The organism is Lactiplantibacillus dongliensis (assembly GCF_005405105.1).
GTDB lineage: Bacteria > Bacillota > Bacilli > Lactobacillales > Lactobacillaceae > Lactiplantibacillus > Lactiplantibacillus dongliensis.
Genome location: NZ_BJDK01000006.1, coordinates 85,055 through 106,420, shown reverse-complemented (window position 1 = coordinate 106,420; position 21,366 = coordinate 85,055). Strand labels below are relative to the sequence as shown.

Here is a 21,366-nt window from a genome sequence, read left to right as displayed (position 1 = left end):
TACCACACTGACCGTTTTTTTTTAGTTGTTGAAACGTGTTTGGACCGATTGGAAATTTCACTTGTGACATCAAACCAATGCTTGTCTCCAATCCGTTGGTCTACTCACGTTAGGCTAATGCGCCCATTGGATCCCAAGGGGCCAAGACTGTTGGTTCCTCGGCTTGGGCGGCCTTCAAGTCGTCAGATAAGAATTGCTTGTTAACAACAACTTGGTAGCAATATTCGTCCATCCAGGCATCGCTCATCACGAAGAAGCCCTTTTCGCCGACTTTATCACCCCAGCTGTTTTCAACCTTCCATTTGGTTGGTTGACCATCGACCAAGTCGACCCCGGTGATCACCATGGCATGGGTCATTAAGCTTTCACCGTAGTCCAGACGTTCAGCTTTGGACATTGAGAGATCAACGTCGAATAATTCGTCTTTACTGTAAACGTCAGTAGCCATCACGCCTTTTTGACGATCAGAAGATTGACCAACATCACAACCGAACCAGACACTTTGGCCAGCTTGCAATTGCTTGATGGCAAGTTGTTTGAAGTCTGCCATTGAGACGTTCAAATGCTTGACTTCGCGACCGCCTAAAACGTTACCTAACATTTCAATCGTGTAAGTATGGTTATATGGCTTGTCGTCGGTAGGGGCGTTGATGATTGAAACGTAGTCATCTAAGTTCCAGCCGATATACTTCTTGAAGAAGCTTTGTGGGGTTAAGCCCTTGTCGATGTGATAGTTCTTATCATCATCGCGGTATTCCCAGTCGAATTCGGTTGCGGGTTCGCCAAAAGCGTAAGCCAACATCCGATAAACTTCGTTAAGCATCTTTTCTTTGCGCGCTTGGATATCGTCAGCGGACGCTTTAGCGGCCACTAATTCCCGTAATTCAACGGCATCTTTGCGTAACTTTAAGTTCAAGGTGCTATTGATTTCAGCAGACTTGGAACTGTTGTAAGTTTCAGGCATGACACTCTTAGGCACGATCCCGTATTTTTGGATCAGCGCGACTAACATGTCCCATTGACCACCATCTTGTTGAGGGGTGGTCATTAACCAAGCGACTTTCCGACTGCTGGTTGGTTGATCAGCGGTGGCTAAGACGTTTTCATAGAAGTAGTTGGCCTTTTCGAATTTGTCCCAGAAGAACGTGTAGTTTTGTGACAATTCGAAGTTCTTTAACTTGAACTTGTCAGCTAAGGCGTGCCGCATCGTGTTTAAGGCGGCAAACATCCAGCAACGGCCACTTTGCTTTTGGTTAGCGACGCCGCCAGTATCCAAATCAATGGAGAAGACGGGGGTCGTTTGACTCATGGCTGGGATATCTTGGCTGCTGGCTAAGATTCCGTTCTTGGTGACGCTGCGTTCGATAACTTTAGCAGCGGGATGTTGATCAAGGTCAGCTTGATAGTTGGCGATTTGATCCATACTAATTGCTTTACTCAAAAATCTTCACACTCCTTTAATGTTATTCTCATTGTATCGGTTTCATTAATTTCCGGCAAGTCTAACGATTATGGGCGTGCCGTGATGACTTCCGGACCGTCGGCATGGCCGACAATAATGGTATTGACCATGTCTAAGAAGAGCCCGTGTTCAACGACGCCGACCATATGGATTAAATCTTCAGCTAAGTCATGAGGCTTGGTAATTGGATTTAAATGTAAGTCAATGATGTAATTATTAGAATCAGTCCGGACGAACTCACCATTAACTTTCCGGAATTCAGGATGGTAACCTTTGGCCGCCATTTTTTCAAAGACATGCTGACTCCCGTAAGGAATCACTTCAACGGGTAAGCCGAAAGCGCCGAGTTGGTCAACCATTTTACTTTCATCGACAATCCACATGACTTTATCAGAGTTGATGGCCACGATCTTTTCAAATAAGAGGGCCGCCCCGCCACCTTTGACCCCTTGATAGTCGGCTGAAATTTCATCAGCACCATCAATGGTTAGGTCCAAATGATCGACATCGTCAACGGACTTCATCGGAATGCCTAAACTTTTAGCTTGAGCGGCGGTCCGTTCGGAAGTGGAGACGCCGACAATGTTCAAATGTTCATTTTTGACCCGTTCACCAAGCGCGTCGACCATGAATTTAACGGTGGAGCCGGTCCCAAGGCCAACTTGCATGCCGTCTTTAATGTATTCCACGGCTTTTTGACCGACGAGTTGTTTTAATTGATCTTGATTCATAAGATGTGAACTCCTTAAAGTTATTTAGTGACCACTAAGTCTGCGTACTCGGGGTGTTTGTCAAAAAACGCCTTGGCATACGTACAGAGTGGCTGAATTTGTTTGTGTTCGGCTTTAGCGGCGTCAATCACTGCTAAAGTCAATTTAGCGGCGAGTCCTTGATGGCCGAAGTCATCGCGGACAAACGTATGCTCAATCACCCAAACTTGACCATCATCAATTGCCGGAAAAGTGATTTCACCGGCTAACCGGCCTTCATCATCATTAAAGTAAAACCGGTTTGGTTCGCGTGTAAATTCCATTACCGTCACCACCTTGAAAGGGTTTTAAGTCTCAAGTTTATTAAACGGGTTATTGCCGGTTTTGTCAACGAAACTTCGCCTGAAAGTATGGTAGAATGTGAACACTATCGATAACTAAGATTTAGCCTAAAAAGATTAATGACTTGAGACGAATAAAACGTAACTATTAGTGTCAGGGGCTAAGCCTGGTATTAATGAAATCAGCATCGCTAATCAAGAAAATGACGATTATAAATTGAAAGTAGGGGTCAACCAATGTCACGTGGATTTAAAATTGTTAGTAAGTATGCGCAGGCCGACTTGCATGTTCCGTATCGGACAACGAAGCAAGCGGCCGGTTACGACTTTGAAGCGGCAACGGATTTCACACTGCCATCAATCTGGAAGCTGAACTTTATCAAAGTCTTATGGCAATTACGGCATGGCGAAACCAGCTCAACCGCTGATCTCGATGCGGCGGCTAAAACCTTGAAGCCGTACTTAGTGCCAACCGGGATTAAAGCGTATATGAATGATGGTGAATACTTAATGATTGCCAATCGGTCAAGCAATCCGCTCAAACGCGGGCTGATCTTACCCAATGGGGTTGGGATCATCGATGCGGATTATTATGATAATCCTAAGAACGAAGGCGAAATCTTCATTCAATTGGTCAATTTGGGCATTCGCGATGTGCATATTAAGAAGGGCGAACGGATTGGTCAAGGCATCTTTACCGCTTATTTAACGGCAACTGATGAAGCTGAAGTGCAAGCAACGCGCACAGGCGGTTTCGGTTCTAGTGGTAAATAGCTAAAAAAAGGTTAAAACCGGTGATTTTGACGGCTTTCACCGCTATTAATGGTAAAATATAATTGTACGTGTTTAATCATTGGTTGAGCGGTTGGATTGGAGGAAAAGAGTTAGTGGCAAAAGCAAAAACGCAATTTGTTTGTTCTAATTGCGGTTACTCAACGCCCCGGTACTTGGGACGCTGTCCAAACTGTGGTGAATGGAATACTTTAGCAGAAGAACATTTTGATAACAAGCCCGATCGCAAATCCCGGGTCAGCTTTGCTGGCAAAGCAGCCAAGCCGCAACGGCTCAAAGAAGTGACCATGTCGAAGACGCCGCGGGTGAAGACCAAGTTACGTGAATTTAATCGGGTCTTGGGTGGCGGCGTGGTGCCGGGTTCCTTAGTCTTAATTGGTGGGGATCCTGGGATTGGTAAATCCACGTTACTCTTGCAAGTGTCGGGACAACTCGCTGAAACTGGTGGCTCAGTCTTATATGTCACCGGTGAAGAAAGTGCGTCACAAGTGAAGATGCGCGCGGATCGGTTAAAAGTTGAAAGTGAAGACTTTTACTTGTATCCCGAAACGGATATGAGTAATATTCGCGCAACGATTGAATCCATCAAACCCCAGTATGTAGTCATTGATTCGGTGCAAACGATGCAGGAGCCAGATATCACTTCGGCGATTGGCTCCGTATCACAGATTCGTGAGATTACGGCCGAATTGCTACAGATTGCCAAGACCAATGGCATCACGATTTTTATCGTGGGTCATGTAACCAAGGGGGGCGCCATCGCTGGTCCCAAGATTTTGGAACATATGGTGGATACGGTGTTGTACTTTGAAGGTGATTTGCATCATACGTACCGGATCTTACGGGCCGTTAAAAACCGGTTCGGATCGACGAATGAACTCGGTATTTTTGAGATGCGAACTGCGGGCTTGGCTGAAGTTGCCAACCCATCGGAAATCTTCTTGGAAGAACGATTGAAGGATGCGACTGGTTCGGCGATTGTTGTTTCAATGGAAGGGACGCGGCCAATATTGGTTGAAGTTCAGGCCTTAGTCACGCCGACGGTATTCGGCAATGCGAAGCGTACGGCCAGCGGCTTAGATCATAATCGGGTTTCCTTGATTATGGCCGTTTTAGAAAAACGGGCTAACTTAATGTTGCAGAATCAGGATGCTTACTTGAAAGCAGCCGGGGGTGTCAAGCTTGATGAACCGGCGATTGATTTGGCAATTGCCATGAGTGTCGCCTCCAGTTATCGTGACCAACAGACGCGGCCGAGTGACTGTTTCGTTGGTGAAGTTGGGTTAACCGGTGAAATTCGGCGGGTTAATCGGATTGAACAACGGGTCGGTGAAGCCACCAAGTTAGGATTTAAACGAATCTTTATCCCGAAGAATAATTTGCAAGGCTGGGATATTCCTAAAGGGATTGAAGTTATTGGGGTGTCAACACTAAAAGAAGCACTCCAATTAGCATTACAACAGCCAAATTAAACTGAAAAGGGGCTGACGCCATGAAAAAGTTAACGGTGCGATTGGTGTTCATTGTGGTCGGTGGGACATTAGGCTTAACCTACTTGCCATATTTATGGACAACGCTGTGGTCGCAACCAAATTCATTATTAAACAACATTTTTACCAACTTCCTAATCGGAGCTTTGTTCCTCTGGATTTTATCCCTATTCTTAGCCAACACGGCGATGCATTTAGTTGATCGTGTCGAAAAGAGTTTGTCGAAACAAAATCCAATGACATTACTATTTGGTAGTGTGGGGTTCATTATTGGGTTACTGATCGCGGTTCTGATATCGCAATTATTCAGTCGCAGTCCACTATTCTTACTGAACACGGTCGTCCCAATAATTTTAATGCTATTTTTCGGTTACATTGGCGCCCGCGTTGGGACCACTCGAATCGACGAATGGCGGAAGGTCTTTAATTTCCGGCGACGCGAAAAAGAGCCGCAGCCGGATATTACGGATGCCCAACCGGATCAAAACTATCATCATTATAAGATTTTGGATACTAATATCTTAATTGATGGGCGGATTTATGATTTGGTCAAGACGGGTTTTCTAGAAGGAACATTGTTAGTACCTAACTTTGTCCTGTACGAATTACAATACATTGCCGATTCCGCGGACAGTATCAAACGGGTACGTGGGCGCCGAGGGTTGGATATTTTAAACAAGCTACAAAGTGAGAATATTATTCCGGTTGAGATGTATAAAGGCGATTTTGAAGATATCCCAGAAGTTGATACGAAGCTGATTCAATTAGCTAAAAAGGTCAACGGGGTTATCGTCACTAATGATTACAACTTGAATAAAGTGATCGAATTTCAAAATGTGCAAGTCTTGAATATTAATCAACTAGCAAAGTCCTTGAAGCCGCGCGTCATTCCTGGTGAAGAAATGAACGTCATGGTCGTGAAAAACGGGAGTGAACGGCAACAAGGGGTCGGTTATTTGGATGACGGGACGATGGTCGTGGTTGAAGATGGGAAGTTCTACATCAACGAAAAAGTCGACGTGGTCGTCACCAGTGCCTTACAGACCGATGCTGGTCGGATGATTTTTGCCCGGTTAGCCCATGCTAATCGGGGGATTCCAGACAAGACGGAACATACTAAGTCCCATGAACAATCGAAGAAACAACCGAATCACAAAGCCAACCACAAGAATAATCGCCCAGCGGCAACGAAATCGTAGGGGAAACTTTATTTTTAGTGGTAAAAATTGTAAACTAAATAGGCAGAGTGTGAGGCAAGCGGAGTTGTTAGGCTTGCCGAGCACGTTTCGGTAACCACCGAAAACCGGGAGTTTAGTCAGCTCCAATTTGTATTAACTTTGACAAAAAAACGAAAGAGGCGTTAATGACATTGGCAAAGAGCAAGATTCGTGTGCGTTACGCACCAAGTCCAACTGGCCATTTACACATTGGTAATGCCCGGACAGCGTTATTTAACTATTTATTTGCCCGGCATAATAAAGGAAAGTTCATCTTACGGATTGAAGACACCGATTTAAAGCGGAACGTCGCTGACGGTGAAAAGAGTCAAATGGATAATTTGACTTGGTTAGGGATTGACTGGGATGAAGGCCCAGATAAGGGCGGCGATTTTGGCCCTTATCGGCAATCAGAACGGAAGTCAATTTATGATCCGTTGATTCAACAATTAGTTGATGAAGGTAAGGCTTACGAGTCTTACATGACCGAAGACGAATTGCAAGCGCAACGCGAAGCTCAAAAAGCGCGCAAAGAAATGCCGCATTACGTCTATGAATTTGCTGGCATGACGGAAGACGAAAAGCAAGCTAAGATTGCCGCTGCTAAAGCGGCTGGCATTACGCCGGTGATTCGTTTCCACGTCCCAGAAGGCAAGACCTATGCTTGGGATGACATGGTTAAAGGGGAAGTTTCCTTTGAATCCAAGACTGTGGGTGGCGATTTCGTCATTCAAAAGCGGGACGGGATGCCAACTTATAACTTTGCCGTCGTTGTCGATGATCATTTGATGCAAATCAGCCACGTTTTCCGTGGTGATGACCATGTGGCCAACACGCCTAAGCAATTGATGATTTATGAAGCCTTTGGGTGGAACCCACCTAAGTTTGGTCATATGAGCTTAATTATTAATACCGAAACCGGTAAAAAGTTAAGTAAACGTGACGAAACCGTCTTACAATTCATCGAACAATATCGTGAATTAGGGTACTTACCAGAAGCCATGCTCAACTTCATCATTTTATTGGGCTGGTCGCCGGTGGGTGAAAGTGAATTGTTCACGAAACGTGAATTCATCAAGATGTATGATGAAAAGCGTTTGAGCAAGTCCCCGGCTTCCTTTGATGGTAAAAAGTTGGAATGGGTTAATAACCAATACATTAAGAAGACCGATGAAAATGAAGTCTTCTCAATGTCAATCCAACAATTAATCAAAGCTGGTCGGTTACCAAAACGGCCAACGCAAGCTCAGATTGAATGGACGCGGACATTAGTGTCATTATTCAAGAACCAAATGAGCTATACAGGTCAAATCGTTGACTTAGCAGACTTATTCTTCAATGGTCCTGCTGAAATCAATGATGAAGCCAAAGCTGAATTGGCCGTTGAAACGGCACCAACCGTCTTAAAAGAATTCCGGAAACGGGTTGAAGATATTGATGTCTTTGAAGCCACTGAAATTCAAAAGACGATCAAGTCAATTCAAAAAGCGACTAAGATTAAAGGCCGTCAATTATACATGCCAATTCGGATTGCCGTTTCTCACGAAATGCACGGTCCTGAATTGCCAGAAACGATTGAATTATTAGGTCGCGAAACCACGATCAAGCACTTAGATGCGATGATCGCTGAACTCGCAAAATAACTGTTCGATAATAAGAGTAAATTGACAGGACTGTGCAGGAAGCGACAGCTACTGAAAATGTCGTCAGTCGGGTCAGTTGAAGTGCGATTATCACGAAGAACAGCCGGGTGGTCGTTATCCCTGTAATGAGGCCGGGTTAACTCGGTGAACCAGAGTGGAAGCACGCGGAAGCGTCTTTTGGAGTGTAGGAAAAGTGTCCTGCAAGCCAAAAGACGTTTTTTATTCCGGAAAATTAATGATAAAAATTTAAGTGGTCAGGCTGGCAGCGATAGCTAGGGATGATTAGTGTCGGTGGCAAAATTAATTGGCGAGGCGGGGTAATTAGCAGTCTCAATGATTGCAGTCAGTCCAGCTTATTTTTAAAATGGACTGTCGTGAGCGGCCCCACTCAACTAGCGCCAAAGTCCGGCCAAACATGTTAAACTAAGTAAATTAGAATTTTGAGAGGAGTTGGCAGTATGATTTCAGTTTTTAATACCCTAACGCGCACTAAAGAACCCTTTAAACCGATCACCCCAGGAGTCGTCAAGATGTACGTCTGTGGTCCAACCGTTTATAACTATATTCATATTGGAAATGCACGCTCAGCAATTGCCTTTGATACGATTCGTCGTTATTTTGAATATCGGGGCTACCAAGTGACATACATCTCGAACTTCACCGATGTGGACGATAAGATGATTAAACGGGCCAAAGAAGACCATACTACGGTACCAGCGATTGCCGATCGGTTTATTAAAGCGTTCTTGGAAGATACTGCCGCGGTTAATATTGAACCAGCTACTGCGCATCCCCGAGCTTCCGAAAACATTCCAGAAATCATCGATTTTATTAAGGTTTTAATCGATAAGGGCTATGCCTATGAATCAGCGGGGGATGTCTATTACCGGACCCGGAAGTTTAAAGATTATGGCAAGTTATCTGATCAACGGATTGATGATTTAGAGGTCGGGGCTAGCCAGCATACCGCCGATGAAGAAACTGATCGGAAAGAAGATCCGATTGATTTTGCCCTTTGGAAAGCGGCCAAACCGGATGAAATTTCTTGGCCATCCCCATGGGGCGCCGGACGCCCTGGGTGGCATATCGAATGTTCCGTGATGTCGACTAAGTATTTAGGGGCAACCTTTGATATTCATGGTGGCGGCCAAGACTTGGAATTCCCGCATCATGAAAATGAAATTGCGCAAAGTGAAGCCAAGACCGGCAAGCCATTTGCTCATTATTGGTTGCACAACGGCTTCGTCACGGTTGGCGATGATAATGAAAAGATGAGTAAGTCGCTCGGTAATTTTGTCACGGTTCATGATATTATTAAGCAAATCGATCCACAGACGTTACGCTTCTTTATGGCCACAACGCAATATCGGCGACCGATTCAATATACACAAGGTAACTTGGATGACGCGGCTAATAACCTGAGCAAGTTACAAAATGCGTATACGAATCTGACGTATCGGCTAAAGGATGCGACTGACGGTAGTGATAATGCTGTTGCGGAACAGTTATTAAGCTTGAAGTCAGCCTATGTTCAGGCGATGGATGACGATTTTAACGTTCAAAATGGGATTGCGGCGGTTTATGAATTAGCTAAGCTAGCGAATGTCTATGCGGCCCAGGCAACAGTTAAAAAAGTGACGGTCCAAGCGTTAATGACGGCTTTGACGGCATTAGCTGGTGTGTTTGGTGTTGTCTTTGAGACGGCTCCAGCGACCTTAGCAGATACTGATATTCAGGCTTTGATTGATGATCGTGAAGCGGCACGCCAAGCCAAAGACTTTGCCAAGGCTGATCAGATTCGCGATGATTTGAAGGCCCAAGGGATTATCTTAGAAGATACGCCCCAAGGGGTTCGTTTTAGAAAGGAATAAGATGACAGTTGATTATCAACAATTAAATGGAATTGCTTTAGCTTATTTGGGCGATGCCGTTTATGAACCATTTATTAGACAACACATGATTGAACTAGGCTATACGAAGCCAACCAAGTTACATCACCATGCGACTCACTATGTGTCCGCTAAGGCCCAAGCAGCCTTGATTGCGCAGATGCAAGCAACCGATCTGTTAACCGATACGGAGATTGACGTCTTCAAGCGGGGGCGTAATGCCAAAAGTCATACGTCAGCTAAACATACGGATGTCTTGACTTATCGGATTTCAACCGGTTTTGAGGCGGTTTTTGGTTATTTACAATTGACCAAACAATCAGCGCGGATTGCGGAGTTAGCCCATTGGTGTATTGAACAAGTTGATGAAGGGAGGGTTTCAAATGTCAAATAATCATGAACAGAACCAAATGGCGCCGGAAAAAGAACCCGCTGATTTCGTGATTGGTCGTCATCCAGCGATGGCGGCGATTAAGAGTGACCAGCAGATTAACAAGGTGTTTATCCAAAGCGGTCTACAAGCCGATGTTTTAAATGATATTGCCAAAATTGCGAAGAAGCGTCATTTGATTGTGCAATATGTTCCGAAGCAAAAGTTAGATCGATTGACGGATAACGCGAATCATCAAGGTGTCGCAGTCGGGGTAGCAGCCTTTGAATATGCCACGATCGATGATTTGTTTGCCGTTGCGAAGGCCAAGGGTGAAGCACCGTTTTTCTTGATCTTGGATAATATTGAAGATCCGCATAATTTAGGATCCATTATGCGGACCGCCGACGCCGCCGGGGCCCATGGGATTATTATTCCAAAACGGCGTGCCGTGGGATTGACGAGTACGGTGGCGAAGACGAGTACGGGTGCCATTGAACACGTGAAAGTGGCCCGCGTTACTAACTTGGTCCAAACTGTCAAACAATTACAGGAACAAGGTCTTTGGATTTTTGGGACTGATATGAACGGGACCGATTACCGTCAATGGGATGCCAGCGGGGCCGTTGGACTGATTATTGGGAATGAAGGCAAAGGTATTTCGCCATTATTGAAGAAGACTGTCGATGAAATGTTGACAATTCCAATGATTGGCCATGTTCAGAGCTTGAATGCCAGTGTGGCAGCTAGTCTACTGATTTATCAGGGCTATACATCACGGCATCCCCTAGGCCATTAATTATGAAACAACAACTTTTAATTGTAGATGCGTATAATATGATTGGTAATTGGCCGGAACTGAATCGGCTAAAACAGACGGATCGATTACCAGAAGCGCGTGATGAGCTGTTAGCCGCATTGAGTGAGTATAAAAAAATTACGGGCTTAAATATTAGTGTGATTTTTGATGCCATGTATGTGCCGGGAAATTCTAAAAGCTATCGGCAAGCTGACTTAGAGATTGTCTGGACCAGTAAAGATCAAACGGCGGATAGCTATATTGAAAAGCTGGCAGCTGATAAGCAGTCACGGGTTTTGCAAGTCACGGTTGCCACGAGTGACCAGGCGGAACAGTGGGTAATCTTTTCCGAAGGGGCCTTACGGATTCCAGCTTTGGAATTGCGGAAGCGGGTGCGTGAAGCGTTGCAAGAAGTACGCCATACCGCTATCAAAACGCAAGACCGCGGTTCGGTGCGCAAGTCGCCTTGGAATGACACCCAATTATCGGCGTTGGATCAATTACGCCAGCAATTAGAACGTGGTCATTCGAAGCATCATCACTCAGAAAATTAATTCATTAGTTAGCTGGTAGCTTGTATTTTTACAAGTCCGGCTAACTTTTTTATTTTAGCAAATTAATAACGAAAGTTTGATGAGAGAACTAAAACGTTTGTTCGCTTGCCGGGCCGTGAACCCCCGTGTATATTGAATTTACAGATACGTTGGGGTGCCGTTTCTAGATTCTAGAGATGAGGAAAACGGTATGGAGGAACAGCAATTAATCGGGCTAGCGGCGCAAGGCGATAATCAAAGTATTCGCGTCTTGACTGAACAGTACCTGCCAGTCATGCTGAAGCTACGCCAAAACTACTTTATTAAGAATTACGATCACGATGACTGGGTGCAAGAGGCCCGTTTGATGGTGTATCATGCAGCACTGACGTATGATCATGCGCAGACGCACAGCTTTGGGGCTTTTTACCGGCTATTGCTTAATCATCGGATTGTGGATTTGATTCGGCGATCATGTGCATCAAAGCGGCAACCGAATCAAGATATTTTATCGTTAGCGTTAGAAACAGAAGAAATTACAGAAGCCTTGTTGGTTACTAATGGGGCAGCGGTTGATATTGTGCATGTGCGGCAAGTTTTGGCTGACTTTGTGCATTATTGTTCACCGTTTGAAGCGGAAGTCTTTGCCGCGATGTTACTCGGCAAAGCACCGGTTAAGATTGCAGCTGAGTTACAAGTTGATTTGGAGCGGGTCATTAATGCCATCGACCGGTGTCGGCGGAAGTTGCGACAACAGTTGGCAAGCTAGGCCTTCGATTGACATTCGAAAAATTCCATGATACTGTTAAGCTTGATTAATTATGGAGGTCAGTATCGATGGCACAAAAGAAAGTTGCACTGGCATGTACCGTTTGTGGTTCTCGAAATTACACGATTGATGCCAACCCAAATCGGACTCACCGCTTAGAAGTTAAGAAGTTTTGTAAATTCTGTGGACAACATACACTTCATCGTGAAACGCGGTAGGGGGATTTTATATGCGCTTATTTAAGTTTTTTGGTCTTGTAGGAACTGAAATGAAAAAAGTAACCTGGCCAACTTGGGCAGAAAATCGGCGGGATTCATGGACAGTTATCTCTGTCTCACTGTTCTTTATCGCCTTCTTTGCTTTGTTTGACTGGATTATCCAATTGTTATTGACCATGTTAACCTCATGGCATTAATGGTTTTTTAACCAGAAATTTGTTATAATACGGTTATTGAGAGAAAACTTCGTTGCGACGAGGTTTTTTTATTTTACTTAAAAACATACTTTAAAGGAGTTCAATCATGGTCGAATCTGTTGAAAAAAAGTGGTACGTGTTGCACACTTACGCTGGTTATGAAAACAAAGTTAGTTCTAACTTGGAATCGCGGGTCCAATCAATGGGCATGGAAGATAACATTTTCCGTGTCGTTGTGCCCGAAGAAGAAGCCCACGAAGTTAAGAATGGGAAAGACAAAGTTGAAATGAAGAAGGTCTTCCCTGGTTATGTCTTAGTGGAAATGGTTATGACCGACCAAGCTTGGTATATTGTTCGGAATACCCCTGGTGTCACTGGATTCTTAGGGTCACATGGCCAAGGGAGTAAACCAACGCCACTCTTACCAGAAGAAGCCGAAAGCATCTTGCATCAATTAGGGATGAGTGCACGTCATACCGAATTAAATGTCGAAGTTGGCGAACAAGTGACGATTATTGACGGTGCTTTCTCTGGGTTGACTGGTGAAGTTACTGAAATTGATAATGAAAAGATGAAGTTAAAAGTTAACATCAACATGTTCGGCCGTGAAACTAGTACAGAACTTGATTTCGACCAAGTTGATCAAATCCAATAATTTAAAGTAAGCTGGTGGACAAGGTGGCACAACTGATTTTAATCGTACTTAGCATGATGATTATCGGCATCCTTGGACGCATTAGTTTTAAATTTGTTCAGTATGGTCGCCCCCAGCACTTGGTGGCGGCGATACAGCCACAGTCGGCTGACGATAGCGCCGTGACCTTGTTTATTCCAGGGTACGCGGGTAATCGCTTTTCGTTTGGTGGTATGTTGCAGCGATTTGTGACGGGCTCAATTGCTAATAAGTCGTTAGTGGTGATGATTGATCGCCATAATCGGCCGCATGTGACTGGTCATTTAGATCCTTATCGGCCGATGGTTCAGTTAATCTTTGCTACGCCCCGGGTGAGTGTCCGGCAACAAGCCCAGGGCGTTTTAGCGGTGGTTAAATACTTGTTAGCTCATGAGCACGTCCAAACGATGAATTTGGTAGCCCATTCGATGGGTGGGGTGGTCCTGTTTCAATATTTGACGACGGCCGCTCGCTTAGTTAATCTGCCAGAAGTGCGTAAGGTCGTCACGATCGGGGCCCCATTCAATGATCGTGAAGTGGGTCAAAATACGTATCCAATTGAGAATCACCCGTTGACTGCTAGTGGCCCAACAGAGACGACGCCGGTTTATAATTATTTTTTGCGGACGTTGCAGCGCTTACCAAATACGATCTCGTATCTGAATATTGCGGGCAATATCGGCGATGATGCGCAGAGTGATGGGGCCGTTGCGTTAAACAGTGCCTTGTCATTGCGGTTCTTATTACGACCAGTTGTGAGTCAATATCAAGAGTTTGTGGTCCATGGTAAAAATGCCCGACATTCACGGTTACATGAAAATTATGAAGTTGATCGGCAAATCGTTCAGTTTTTATATCCGAATAAAACGAAAACAGTTGCTGATGAAAAATAGATGTGGTAGAATATCGTTTGTGCGTCACGTATGCACGTTTACGTGGGAGGAGCAAAAACTCAGCTCCATTTACCACATCACGGACTAAGGAGGAATGTCTCGTGGCTAAAAAAGTAGCTAACGTTGTTAAATTACAAATTCCTGCGGGCAAAGCAACACCTGCTCCGCCAGTTGGCCCAGCATTAGGTCAAGCAGGTATCAATATCATGGGTTTCACTAAGGATTTCAATGCTCGTACTGCTGATCAAGCAGGTATGATCATCCCTGTAGTGATTACGGTGTACGAAGATCGTTCATTCGACTTCATCACTAAGACCCCACCTGCTGCCGTTCTTTTAAAGAAAGCTGCCGGTGTTGAACATGGTTCTGGCGAACCTAACACGAACAAAGTTGCAACCGTAACTTCTGCTCAAGTTAAGGAAATTGCTGAAACTAAAATGCAAGATCTAAACGCAGCTGATGTTGAAGCAGCTATGCGCATGATCGAAGGTACTGCTCGTAGTATGGGATTCACTGTCGAAGGCTAATTCAATACTGAAGAGTATGTCGGACACTTCATCAAAATGAATGTGTCAAGTGGGAGGAAATCTCCGTTTGAACCACATTTGCAAGGAGGAAAACACTTAGATGGCAAAGAAAAGTAAACAATACCAAGACGCCGCTAAGCTCGTTGATCGTGACAAAGCTTACGATGTAACTGAAGCGGTAGACTTGGTTAAAAAAATGGATTTCGCAAAGTTTGATGCAACCGTTGAAGTTGCATTCAAATTAAACGTTGACACAAAGCAAGCTGACCAACAACTTCGTGGTGCAGTTGTCTTACCAAACGGTACCGGTAAAGAACAAACCGTGATCGTATTTGCTAAAGGCGACAAGGCCAAAGAAGCTGAAGCAGCTGGTGCTGACGTCGTTGGTGAAGCTGACTTAGTTAGCCGTATCCAAGACGGTTGGTTAGACTTTGATGTCGCAATCGCAACCCCTGACATGATGGCCCAAGTTGGTCGTTTAGGTCGGGTTCTTGGTCCTAAAGGGTTAATGCCTAACCCTAAGACTGGGACGGTTACGATGGATGTTACTAAAGCGGTTAGTGATTCAAAAGCTGGTAAGGTGACTTACCGGACTGACCGTGATGGTAATGTGCACGTTCCTGTTGGCAAGGTATCATTTGATACTGACAAGCTTGTTGGTAACTTCAAGACCATTGAAGATGTCATCGTTAAAGCTCGTCCAGCCTCAGTACGTGGGACTTTCATCCAAAACTTAGTAGTGACATCAACCTTTACCCCAGCGGTACGTGTTGACTTAGCTACATTTTAAGGATTAAAAATTATTAAAACAATTGACCCCGCGGGTGATCTGTGATAGATTACTAGAGGTTAAGTTATATCTCTACCTAAGACTCAGGCGGCTTAACGGCCTTAATTCGATACCTGCCGAGGACATTGTTTTTTCTCTATGTCTTGGTGGACATAGGGATTTTTTTTAAATCCCTGAACCAAAATTCTGGGAGGTGAATCTGTTGAGTAAAGAAACTGTTGCTGTAAAAGCAAAAGAAGTTGAAGAAGTCACAGAACAATTGAAGAGCGCTGTATCTGCTATCGTTGTAGATTACCGTGGTTTGACAGTTGAACAAGTTACTGACTTACGTAAGCAATTACGTGAAGCTGGTGTTAAGATGCGCGTTATCAAGAACAAGATCATGGTACGTGCAGCTGAAAAAGCTGGTTATGCTGACTTAAACGATGTCTTTTCTGGTCCTACTGCCGTTGCCTTCTCTGAAGAAGACCCAGTTGCACCAGCTAAGATTTTAGCTAACTTCGCGAAAACTGCCGATGCCCTTCAATTAAAGGGTGGCGTTATCGAAGGTAAAGTTGCTTCTCTTGAAGAAGTTCAAGAATACGCTACGATGCCATCACGTGAAGAATTATTGGCTACTATCGCTAACTTGTTACAAGCACCTGTTCGTAACGTGGCATACGCTGTTAAGGCGATTGCTGAAAAGGGCGACGAAGACGCAGCTTAATGCTGTTGGTGTAAACTAAAAAATAGTTCATATAAAATGGAGGAACACAAAATGGCTTTTGATAAAGATAGTATTATTGCTTCATTAAAAGAAGCATCAATTTCAGATTTAAACGACTTAGTTAAGGCTATCGAAGAAGAATTCGATGTCTCAGCTTCAGCACCCGTTGCTGTTGCTGGCGCTGCTGGTGGCGACGCTGCCGCTGCTAAGGATTCATACGATGTTGAATTAACTGAATCTGGTGACCAAAAGGTTAAGGCTATTAAGGCCGTTCGCGATATCACCGGTCTTGGTTTGAAAGACGCTAAGGGTCTTGTTGACAACGTACCTTCAGTTGTTAAGGAAGGCGTTTCAGAAGACGAAGCTAACGACATCAAGGCTAAACTTGAAGAAGTTGGTGGCGTGGTAACTCTTAAGTAATTTACTTACTTAAAGAGCCACGTTAGACCAGACACCCCGTTGTAATGACGGGGTGTCTGGTCTTTTTTTGTCCAAATTTTTTTAATTGATGTCGATGGTCACAGCTGGAATTCGGGTACAATTCGGGTACAGAATTTTTTGTACCCGAATTTTCAACTGATATGAGTGAATACTGGGCATGCTAATGAGTAACAGAGTGTTGTCTCGATTAAGTCGGTTGATTTTAGTTAGAGTTGTCGCCTGTCGGTTGGTTCCTAAAACGCTGGAACGCCAGGGGCCATTTTGAAGCCAAACGGTGATCTTCAAAACTAGACTTGGTCTAGCCGGAATTGCCAGTCCCTTTGACTGATATTGAATTAAATATATCCGTGAGAATGACCACTCATTTGCGTAGTTATAGAAAACGGGGAACTTACTAACCAACGATCCAAGTCGTCACTGGTTAAGATTAAGGTTGAAATATTAGCGGTCGGTTGTGTAAATCCAGTAAGATTGCGATAATAGGAACAATCAGATTATTGGGGGAATGATTTTTGAAAGCAACGCTGCAAAAACTAGGCGCCATGATCAACAAGCGGATGGGGATTATTAAAGCCATTTTTATTTTCTCCGTGTTACTGTTTGTGATTACTGAAGTCGGCAAGATTGCGAAGGAAGTTTCTGGGGCTGAATTAGGCGTTGCCCTGGCCTCGCAAAGCGGGTGGCATCTATTAAGTATGGTGATTATCGGGATGATCGCGGTGACGCCAATGTTGACGTATGACGTGATGATTACTAAGTTTTTACCAGACCATTATACGCCAGCATATATTGCTAAGGCCGGATGGATCACGAATACGTTTACAAATATTGGTGGTTTTGGGGGCGTCTTAGGGGCTTCATTACGCGCTAATTTTTATAATAAAGGGGCAACTAAAAAGCAAATTGTTTTTGCTATTTCAAAGATTGCGCTATTTCTAGTTTCGGGATTGTCACTGTATTGTATGATCTCGCTGGTTCTGGTGTACGGCTTTGGCATTGGTCGGATCTATGACAGTTACTGGATCTGGCTAGTGGGTGGCGCAATTTATTTTCCAGCCATTTTTATCTTTACCCGCGTGAATGATTCCGAATTTTTTGATGGGTTAACGTTAGGGAACGTGGTGCGTTTATTAAGTGGTTCATTTGGTGAGTGGACGGGATGTGTGCTGTTCTTCTTACTGATTGGGAACTTTATGGACCTGCCGATTGACTTTGCAGCGGTAGTGCCATTATTTGTGATTGCCTCCGTGGTTGGGGAAGTTTCGATGGTCCCTGGGGGAATCGGGTCATTTGATGTCTTCATGATTTTCGGCTTAGGGGCGGTCGGCGTTTCACGGCCGGATGCGGTAGCCTGGTTGCTCTTTTATCGGTTATTTTACTATATTATTCCGTTTGCATTCGGCTTAGGGTTATTTATCCATGATATGGGGCATCGCATTAACACGCGGCTGGAAGGCATTCCGCGCGTAGCGATTCAACGGGTGGCGCAAATGACGTTGACGCTATTCCTGTATCTATCGGGCTTCTTAATGTTGCTCATGTCGACGGTACCGAATTTCGCCTATAATAATAAGCTTTTTTTACGGGTCTATCCGTTTACGTTTTTCTTTATCAACCAAGCCAGCAGCATCATTATGGCCTTTCTATTGATTGGGGTCGCTCTAGGGACGGCTGGTCGGGTTAAGAAGGCTTTCTGGCCAACCGTGATCGTCTTATTGATTGCTATTTTAAATACGATTCGTTGGCTAGTCGTTTATGATGCGATTTCGCTGAAGTTTATTATTTTCCTAGTGATTATTTTAGCGCTGGTGGCATTGTCACGAAAAGCATATTATCGGCAACGCTTGGCCTTTTCATGGGGACAAACGTTATGGGTGAGTTGCGTCTACGTGGTGACCTTTGTGTTGTATACGATTGTCGGCGTTTACAATGCGCCCCAAATTCATCATCGGCATGCGGTCCCGTCAGCCTTGTTTTTCCCGTCGCAGAAATTATGGGTCTTTGGGATTATCGGGCTGGTTTTAGCAGCGTTAATTTTAGTAGCGATGGATCGCTATTTTGCTAGTGGTCATAATCCGCGCTTGGGTCAAACGTTGGATATTGCCCGGGTACGCCAAGTGATAACGACCTATGGGGGCAATGAAATCTCGCAACTGGCGTTTTTGAACGATAAGCTCGTTTACTACTATCAAGTGGATAACGTCGACCAGCTTATCTTTTTATACCAACAGAAGGCCGATAAACTGATTTTAATGGGTGAGCCGTTTGGTAACCAGGACTATCTGCAGCCGGCCTTAGAACAGCTCATGGACGACGCTGACAGCGATGGCTACTCGTTAGTCTTTTATGAGATTAGTGAATCCTTGACGATGCGGTTACATGAAATGGGCTTTGACTTTATTAAGACGGGTGAAGAAGGTCACGTTAAGTTGGCCGACTTTAGCTTGGCCGGTAAGCGATTACGGGGGGAGCGGGCCCTGATGAATAAGTTTGTTCGTGAGCAGTATACGTTTAAAGTGTTACAACCGCCGTTTGATGCTGCCACAATGACGGCTTTACGGGCGGTTTCAGATAGCTGGTTGCATGGTGAATCGGAAAAGGGCTTCTCATTAGGCTTTTTCGATGAAACTTATTTGAATCAAGCCCCCGTTGCCGTTGTCTACAATCCAGATCAAGTAATCGTGGCATTTGCGAATATCATGCCACAAGGGAATCAAGACGTGGCCTCGATTGACTTGATGCGGTCGAGTCAAGCGGCGCCATCGGGCATCATGGATACGGTTTTTGTCCATCTCTTTGAACAAGCGCGCGATCAAGGATATACGAGCTTTAATATGGGGATGGCGCCGTTAGCTGGTGTGGGGGTCTCACGGTATAGTTTTATTCAGGAAAAGATTGCACATTTGATCTATGAGTATGGCTATCAACTGTACGGCTTTCAAGGGTTACGGTCTTATAAAGAGAAGTATGTGACAGATTGGGCGCCAAAATACATTGCTTATCGCAAACGTAACTCGTTGATCTTTACGGTCTTACAGTTGTTACAAGTTGTGAATACGCGGGTTAAAGGGCCTCACAGTCATCATGTATTTTTAGTACCGAAATGGTTACAAAATTTAAATCATCGTCGTTAGTCCGCTAAGTTCAAAAAGGTCGCTAATGATTTGGAAAATTCCAAGTCATTAGCGACCTTTTTAGTGTAACGAGCATTTAATTGGTGTATTTAGGTGGTAAGACGTGTTTGAATGTTTGAAACTTAGCAAAGATTTCAGGCAACGTTTTACCATCGATAAAGAGATCTAGATTTTCAGTGGGGGCGAAGCCCATCTTAGTGCTCATCTTCATCATGTCGACCATGGGATCGTAAAAACCATCGATGTTATATAAGGCGATTGGTTTTTGATGGATATCCATCTGACTCCAGGACAGCATTTGTAAGAACTCTTCAAACGTGCCAAAGCCACCGGGTAAGACAATGAAGGCGTCGGCTAAATGGAGCATTTTTTCTTTGCGTTCGTTCATTGTCTTGGTTTCGATAAACGTGGTGACGTTCTTTAAAGCCAAGCCCCGTTCAACAAGAAAGCGAGGAATGATGCCGATGACACGGCCACCGGCGTCCAGCGTTGCAGTCGCGACTTTACCCATCAAGCCATGGTCGCCGCCACCGTAGACGAGTTGATAGTCATTTTCAGCTAAATACTGGCCTAAAGCGACGGTTTTAGCCGCATATTTAGGATCAAGGCCCGAATTCGAGCCACAAAAGACACAGACATTATGAATTGCCATTGCAAAACCTCCAATTTAAAGTTTGTCAACTAACCTAAAAGGCGCGTGACTCAGGTGAGCCGCGCGCCTTTTTAAACCCTAATGACAGTTAGTCGTCGGGGTTACCGATATCATAATCGGTGTCTTGCATGGCTTCAACTTGACCTAACCGGTAGCCATTCCCAACTTGTGAGAAGAAGTCGTGGTTTGAAGTCCCCGTTGAGATCCCATTCATGACAACTGGATTAACATCATCGGCAGTGTCTGGGAAGAGGGCATCTTGACCTAAGTTCATCAAGGCCTTGTTAGCGTTGTAGCGACTAAAGGTTAAGACTTCATCGGACCAGCCGACTTGGTCATAAACCAAATGCACATAATTTTCTTCGTTTTCGTAGAGTTTGTAAAGGAAGTCAAACATCCAGTCTTTGAAAGCGGCTTGTTCTTTTTCAGAGCGTTCCTTAAAGCCTAATTGGAATTTATAGCCAATATAGGTTCCATGGACACTTTCGTCCCGTAAAATCAATTTGATGATTTCAGCGACGTTTGGCAATTGGTTATGCCCCAAGTAATAAAGTGGGGTATAGAAGCCTGAGTAGAATAAGAAGGTTTCTAGAAAGACGTTGGCAACCTTTTGCTTCAAAGGATCTTCATCTAAATTATCATAGAGTTTGTAGATCCATTGAGCCTTGTTTTGTAGATATTCTTCACTGTCACTCCAGTCGAAGATTTCGTTGATCTCATCGGGAGTGTTCAAAGTTTCGAAGATGGTTGAATAACTCTTAGCATGAACGGATTCCATAAATTGAATGTTATTTAAAACCGCTGTTTCATGGGATGTGACAACGTGGCGACGCAAAGATTGTAACCCATCTTGTGATTGTAACGTGTCTAATAACGTCAACCCACCAAAGACGTGGCCAACCACCCAACGATGATCATCATCCAAGTTACGCCAATCTGACATATCGTTAGAAACTGGAATCCGTGTATCTAACCAGAATTGTTCCGTTAATTTTTCCCAAGTACTTTTATCAATTGCATCTGAAACCTGATCCCAGTTAATCGCTTTATAGTTGCCATTACTGAGCAATTTTTGGTAGTAAGCCAAATCTGTTGCCATAACTAGTGTCCTCCTAAAAAT

At 44.4% G+C, this 21,366-nt stretch carries 23 protein-coding genes and 1 other annotated feature; of the genes, 18 read left to right on the top strand and 5 right to left on the bottom strand.

The annotated features are described in order from the left end of the window. Positions 1-109: 109 nt before the first annotated feature. From FFM80_RS03375 to FFM80_RS03365, 3 genes are all read right to left on the bottom strand, one after another. Positions 110-1,441: a C1 family peptidase gene (locus FFM80_RS03375; RefSeq protein ID WP_137639503.1), complete on the bottom strand. Its 1,332-nt coding sequence runs from the start codon at positions 1,439-1,441 to the stop codon at positions 110-112. A 68-nt stretch (positions 1,442-1,509) separates the two neighbouring features. After that, complete coding sequence (gene rpiA / locus FFM80_RS03370) at positions 1,510-2,193, bottom strand: ribose-5-phosphate isomerase RpiA (protein ID WP_137639502.1); 684 nt, start codon at positions 2,191-2,193, stop codon at positions 1,510-1,512. Between the two features lie 20 nt (positions 2,194-2,213). Next, a complete protein-coding gene (locus FFM80_RS03365) occupies positions 2,214-2,495 on the bottom strand; it encodes a GNAT family N-acetyltransferase (RefSeq protein WP_137635888.1) in 282 nt (93 codons plus the stop codon). 255 nt (positions 2,496-2,750) lie between these two features. Between FFM80_RS03365 and FFM80_RS03360 the strand changes: the two genes are divergently transcribed. The 18 genes from FFM80_RS03360 to mprF all read left to right on the top strand — a co-directional run bounded on the left by FFM80_RS03360 (position 2,751) and on the right by mprF (position 19,594). Beyond that, positions 2,751-3,287, top strand: a complete 537-nt coding sequence (locus FFM80_RS03360; RefSeq protein ID WP_137639501.1) for a dCTP deaminase/dUTPase family protein — start codon at positions 2,751-2,753, stop codon at positions 3,285-3,287. A 113-nt stretch (positions 3,288-3,400) separates the two neighbouring features. Beyond that, positions 3,401-4,777, top strand: coding sequence for a DNA repair protein RadA (gene radA, locus FFM80_RS03355; RefSeq protein ID WP_137635890.1), 1,377 nt, complete (start codon positions 3,401-3,403; stop codon positions 4,775-4,777). 20 nt (positions 4,778-4,797) lie between these two features. Continuing rightward, positions 4,798-5,994: a PIN/TRAM domain-containing protein gene (locus FFM80_RS03350; protein ID WP_137639500.1), complete on the top strand. Its 1,197-nt coding sequence runs from the start codon at positions 4,798-4,800 to the stop codon at positions 5,992-5,994. Between the two features lie 170 nt (positions 5,995-6,164). Further along, positions 6,165-7,655 carry a glutamate--tRNA ligase gene (gene gltX / locus FFM80_RS03345; protein ID WP_137639521.1) on the top strand — a complete coding sequence of 497 codons (1,491 nt, stop codon included), beginning with the start codon at positions 6,165-6,167 and terminating at the stop codon, positions 7,653-7,655. Between the two features lie 458 nt (positions 7,656-8,113). Then, a complete protein-coding gene (gene cysS / locus FFM80_RS03340; protein ID WP_137639499.1) occupies positions 8,114-9,526 on the top strand; it encodes a cysteine--tRNA ligase in 1,413 nt (470 codons plus the stop codon). A 1-nt stretch (position 9,527) separates the two neighbouring features. Beyond that, complete coding sequence (locus tag FFM80_RS03335) at positions 9,528-9,938, top strand: Mini-ribonuclease 3 (RefSeq protein ID WP_137639498.1); 411 nt, start codon at positions 9,528-9,530, stop codon at positions 9,936-9,938. Then, a complete protein-coding gene (gene rlmB / locus FFM80_RS03330) occupies positions 9,928-10,713 on the top strand; it encodes a 23S rRNA (guanosine(2251)-2'-O)-methyltransferase RlmB (protein WP_137639497.1) in 786 nt (261 codons plus the stop codon). The genes FFM80_RS03335 and rlmB overlap by 11 nt, the downstream gene beginning before the upstream one ends. A 2-nt stretch (positions 10,714-10,715) precedes the next feature. Then, positions 10,716-11,267: a YacP-like NYN domain-containing protein gene (locus tag FFM80_RS03325; protein ID WP_137639496.1), complete on the top strand. Its 552-nt coding sequence runs from the start codon at positions 10,716-10,718 to the stop codon at positions 11,265-11,267. 190 nt (positions 11,268-11,457) lie between these two features. Further along, complete coding sequence (locus FFM80_RS03320) at positions 11,458-12,015, top strand: sigma factor (RefSeq protein ID WP_137639495.1); 558 nt, start codon at positions 11,458-11,460, stop codon at positions 12,013-12,015. 68 nt (positions 12,016-12,083) lie between these two features. Next, the gene (gene rpmG, locus FFM80_RS03315) at positions 12,084-12,233 is read left to right on the top strand and encodes a 50S ribosomal protein L33 (protein WP_137635897.1); all 150 of its coding nucleotides are present in this window, start codon (positions 12,084-12,086) and stop codon (positions 12,231-12,233) included. 11 nt (positions 12,234-12,244) lie between these two features. Continuing rightward, the gene (secE, locus tag FFM80_RS03310) at positions 12,245-12,430 is read left to right on the top strand and encodes a preprotein translocase subunit SecE (protein ID WP_137635898.1); all 186 of its coding nucleotides are present in this window, start codon (positions 12,245-12,247) and stop codon (positions 12,428-12,430) included. Between the two features lie 106 nt (positions 12,431-12,536). After that, entirely contained in the window at positions 12,537-13,085 is a 549-nt protein-coding gene (gene nusG / locus FFM80_RS03305) for a transcription termination/antitermination protein NusG (protein WP_137639494.1), read from the top strand. A 53-nt stretch (positions 13,086-13,138) separates the two neighbouring features. Next, positions 13,139-13,996 carry an alpha/beta hydrolase gene (locus FFM80_RS03300; RefSeq protein WP_379852959.1) on the top strand — a complete coding sequence of 286 codons (858 nt, stop codon included), beginning with the start codon at positions 13,139-13,141 and terminating at the stop codon, positions 13,994-13,996. A gap of 101 nt (positions 13,997-14,097) precedes the next feature. Further along, positions 14,098-14,523, top strand: a complete 426-nt coding sequence (gene rplK, locus FFM80_RS03295; RefSeq protein WP_137606316.1) for a 50S ribosomal protein L11 — start codon at positions 14,098-14,100, stop codon at positions 14,521-14,523. Positions 14,524-14,623: 100 nt separating this feature from the next. Further along, positions 14,624-15,313 (top strand): 50S ribosomal protein L1, encoded by a 690-nt coding sequence (rplA, locus tag FFM80_RS03290; protein WP_137635901.1) that lies wholly within the window; start codon positions 14,624-14,626, stop codon positions 15,311-15,313. 57 nt (positions 15,314-15,370) lie between these two features. Continuing rightward, positions 15,371-15,487 (top strand) — a sequence feature (ribosomal protein L10 leader region). Between the two features lie 28 nt (positions 15,488-15,515). Continuing rightward, positions 15,516-16,019 (top strand): 50S ribosomal protein L10, encoded by a 504-nt coding sequence (rplJ, locus tag FFM80_RS03285; RefSeq protein ID WP_137639492.1) that lies wholly within the window; start codon positions 15,516-15,518, stop codon positions 16,017-16,019. Between the two features lie 51 nt (positions 16,020-16,070). Next, complete coding sequence (rplL, locus tag FFM80_RS03280; RefSeq protein WP_057706897.1) at positions 16,071-16,439, top strand: 50S ribosomal protein L7/L12; 369 nt, start codon at positions 16,071-16,073, stop codon at positions 16,437-16,439. Positions 16,440-16,972: 533 nt separating this feature from the next. Continuing rightward, the gene (gene mprF, locus FFM80_RS03275; protein ID WP_137639491.1) at positions 16,973-19,594 is read left to right on the top strand and encodes a bifunctional lysylphosphatidylglycerol flippase/synthetase MprF; all 2,622 of its coding nucleotides are present in this window, start codon (positions 16,973-16,975) and stop codon (positions 19,592-19,594) included. A gap of 76 nt (positions 19,595-19,670) precedes the next feature. On the opposite strand, the gene FFM80_RS03270 is transcribed toward mprF, so the two are convergent. Further along, a complete protein-coding gene (locus tag FFM80_RS03270) occupies positions 19,671-20,246 on the bottom strand; it encodes an LOG family protein (RefSeq protein WP_137639490.1) in 576 nt (191 codons plus the stop codon). Between the two features lie 88 nt (positions 20,247-20,334). Beyond that, a complete protein-coding gene (nrdF, locus tag FFM80_RS03265) occupies positions 20,335-21,345 on the bottom strand; it encodes a class 1b ribonucleoside-diphosphate reductase subunit beta (RefSeq protein WP_137639489.1) in 1,011 nt (336 codons plus the stop codon). Positions 21,346-21,366: the final 21 nt, after the last annotated feature.

Bases quoted from the DNA above. Each gene is read 5' to 3' on its own strand.
- FFM80_RS03365 (WP_137635888.1), bottom strand. From the start codon at position 2,495: ATGGAATTTACACGCGAACCAAACCGGTTTTACTTTAATGATGATGAA.
- FFM80_RS03270 (WP_137639490.1), bottom strand. From the start codon at position 20,246: ATGGCAATTCATAATGTCTGTGTCTTTTGTGGCTCGAATTCGGGCCTT.
- FFM80_RS03325 (WP_137639496.1), top strand. From the start codon at position 10,716: ATGAAACAACAACTTTTAATTGTAGATGCGTATAATATGATTGGTAAT.
- rpmG (WP_137635897.1), top strand. From the start codon at position 12,084: ATGGCACAAAAGAAAGTTGCACTGGCATGTACCGTTTGTGGTTCTCGA.
- rpiA (WP_137639502.1), bottom strand. From the start codon at position 2,193: ATGAATCAAGATCAATTAAAACAACTCGTCGGTCAAAAAGCCGTGGAA.
- FFM80_RS03350 (WP_137639500.1), top strand. From the start codon at position 4,798: ATGAAAAAGTTAACGGTGCGATTGGTGTTCATTGTGGTCGGTGGGACA.
- nrdF (WP_137639489.1), bottom strand. From the start codon at position 21,345: ATGGCAACAGATTTGGCTTACTACCAAAAATTGCTCAGTAATGGCAAC.
- rplA (WP_137635901.1), top strand. From the start codon at position 14,624: ATGGCAAAGAAAAGTAAACAATACCAAGACGCCGCTAAGCTCGTTGAT.
- rlmB (WP_137639497.1), top strand. From the start codon at position 9,928: ATGTCAAATAATCATGAACAGAACCAAATGGCGCCGGAAAAAGAACCC.
- nusG (WP_137639494.1), top strand. From the start codon at position 12,537: ATGGTCGAATCTGTTGAAAAAAAGTGGTACGTGTTGCACACTTACGCT.
- FFM80_RS03360 (WP_137639501.1), top strand. From the start codon at position 2,751: ATGTCACGTGGATTTAAAATTGTTAGTAAGTATGCGCAGGCCGACTTG.
- cysS (WP_137639499.1), top strand. From the start codon at position 8,114: ATGATTTCAGTTTTTAATACCCTAACGCGCACTAAAGAACCCTTTAAA.
- FFM80_RS03320 (WP_137639495.1), top strand. From the start codon at position 11,458: ATGGAGGAACAGCAATTAATCGGGCTAGCGGCGCAAGGCGATAATCAA.
- FFM80_RS03300 (WP_379852959.1), top strand. From the start codon at position 13,139: ATGATGATTATCGGCATCCTTGGACGCATTAGTTTTAAATTTGTTCAG.
- rplL (WP_057706897.1), top strand. From the start codon at position 16,071: ATGGCTTTTGATAAAGATAGTATTATTGCTTCATTAAAAGAAGCATCA.
- FFM80_RS03335 (WP_137639498.1), top strand. From the start codon at position 9,528: ATGACAGTTGATTATCAACAATTAAATGGAATTGCTTTAGCTTATTTG.
- secE (WP_137635898.1), top strand. From the start codon at position 12,245: ATGCGCTTATTTAAGTTTTTTGGTCTTGTAGGAACTGAAATGAAAAAA.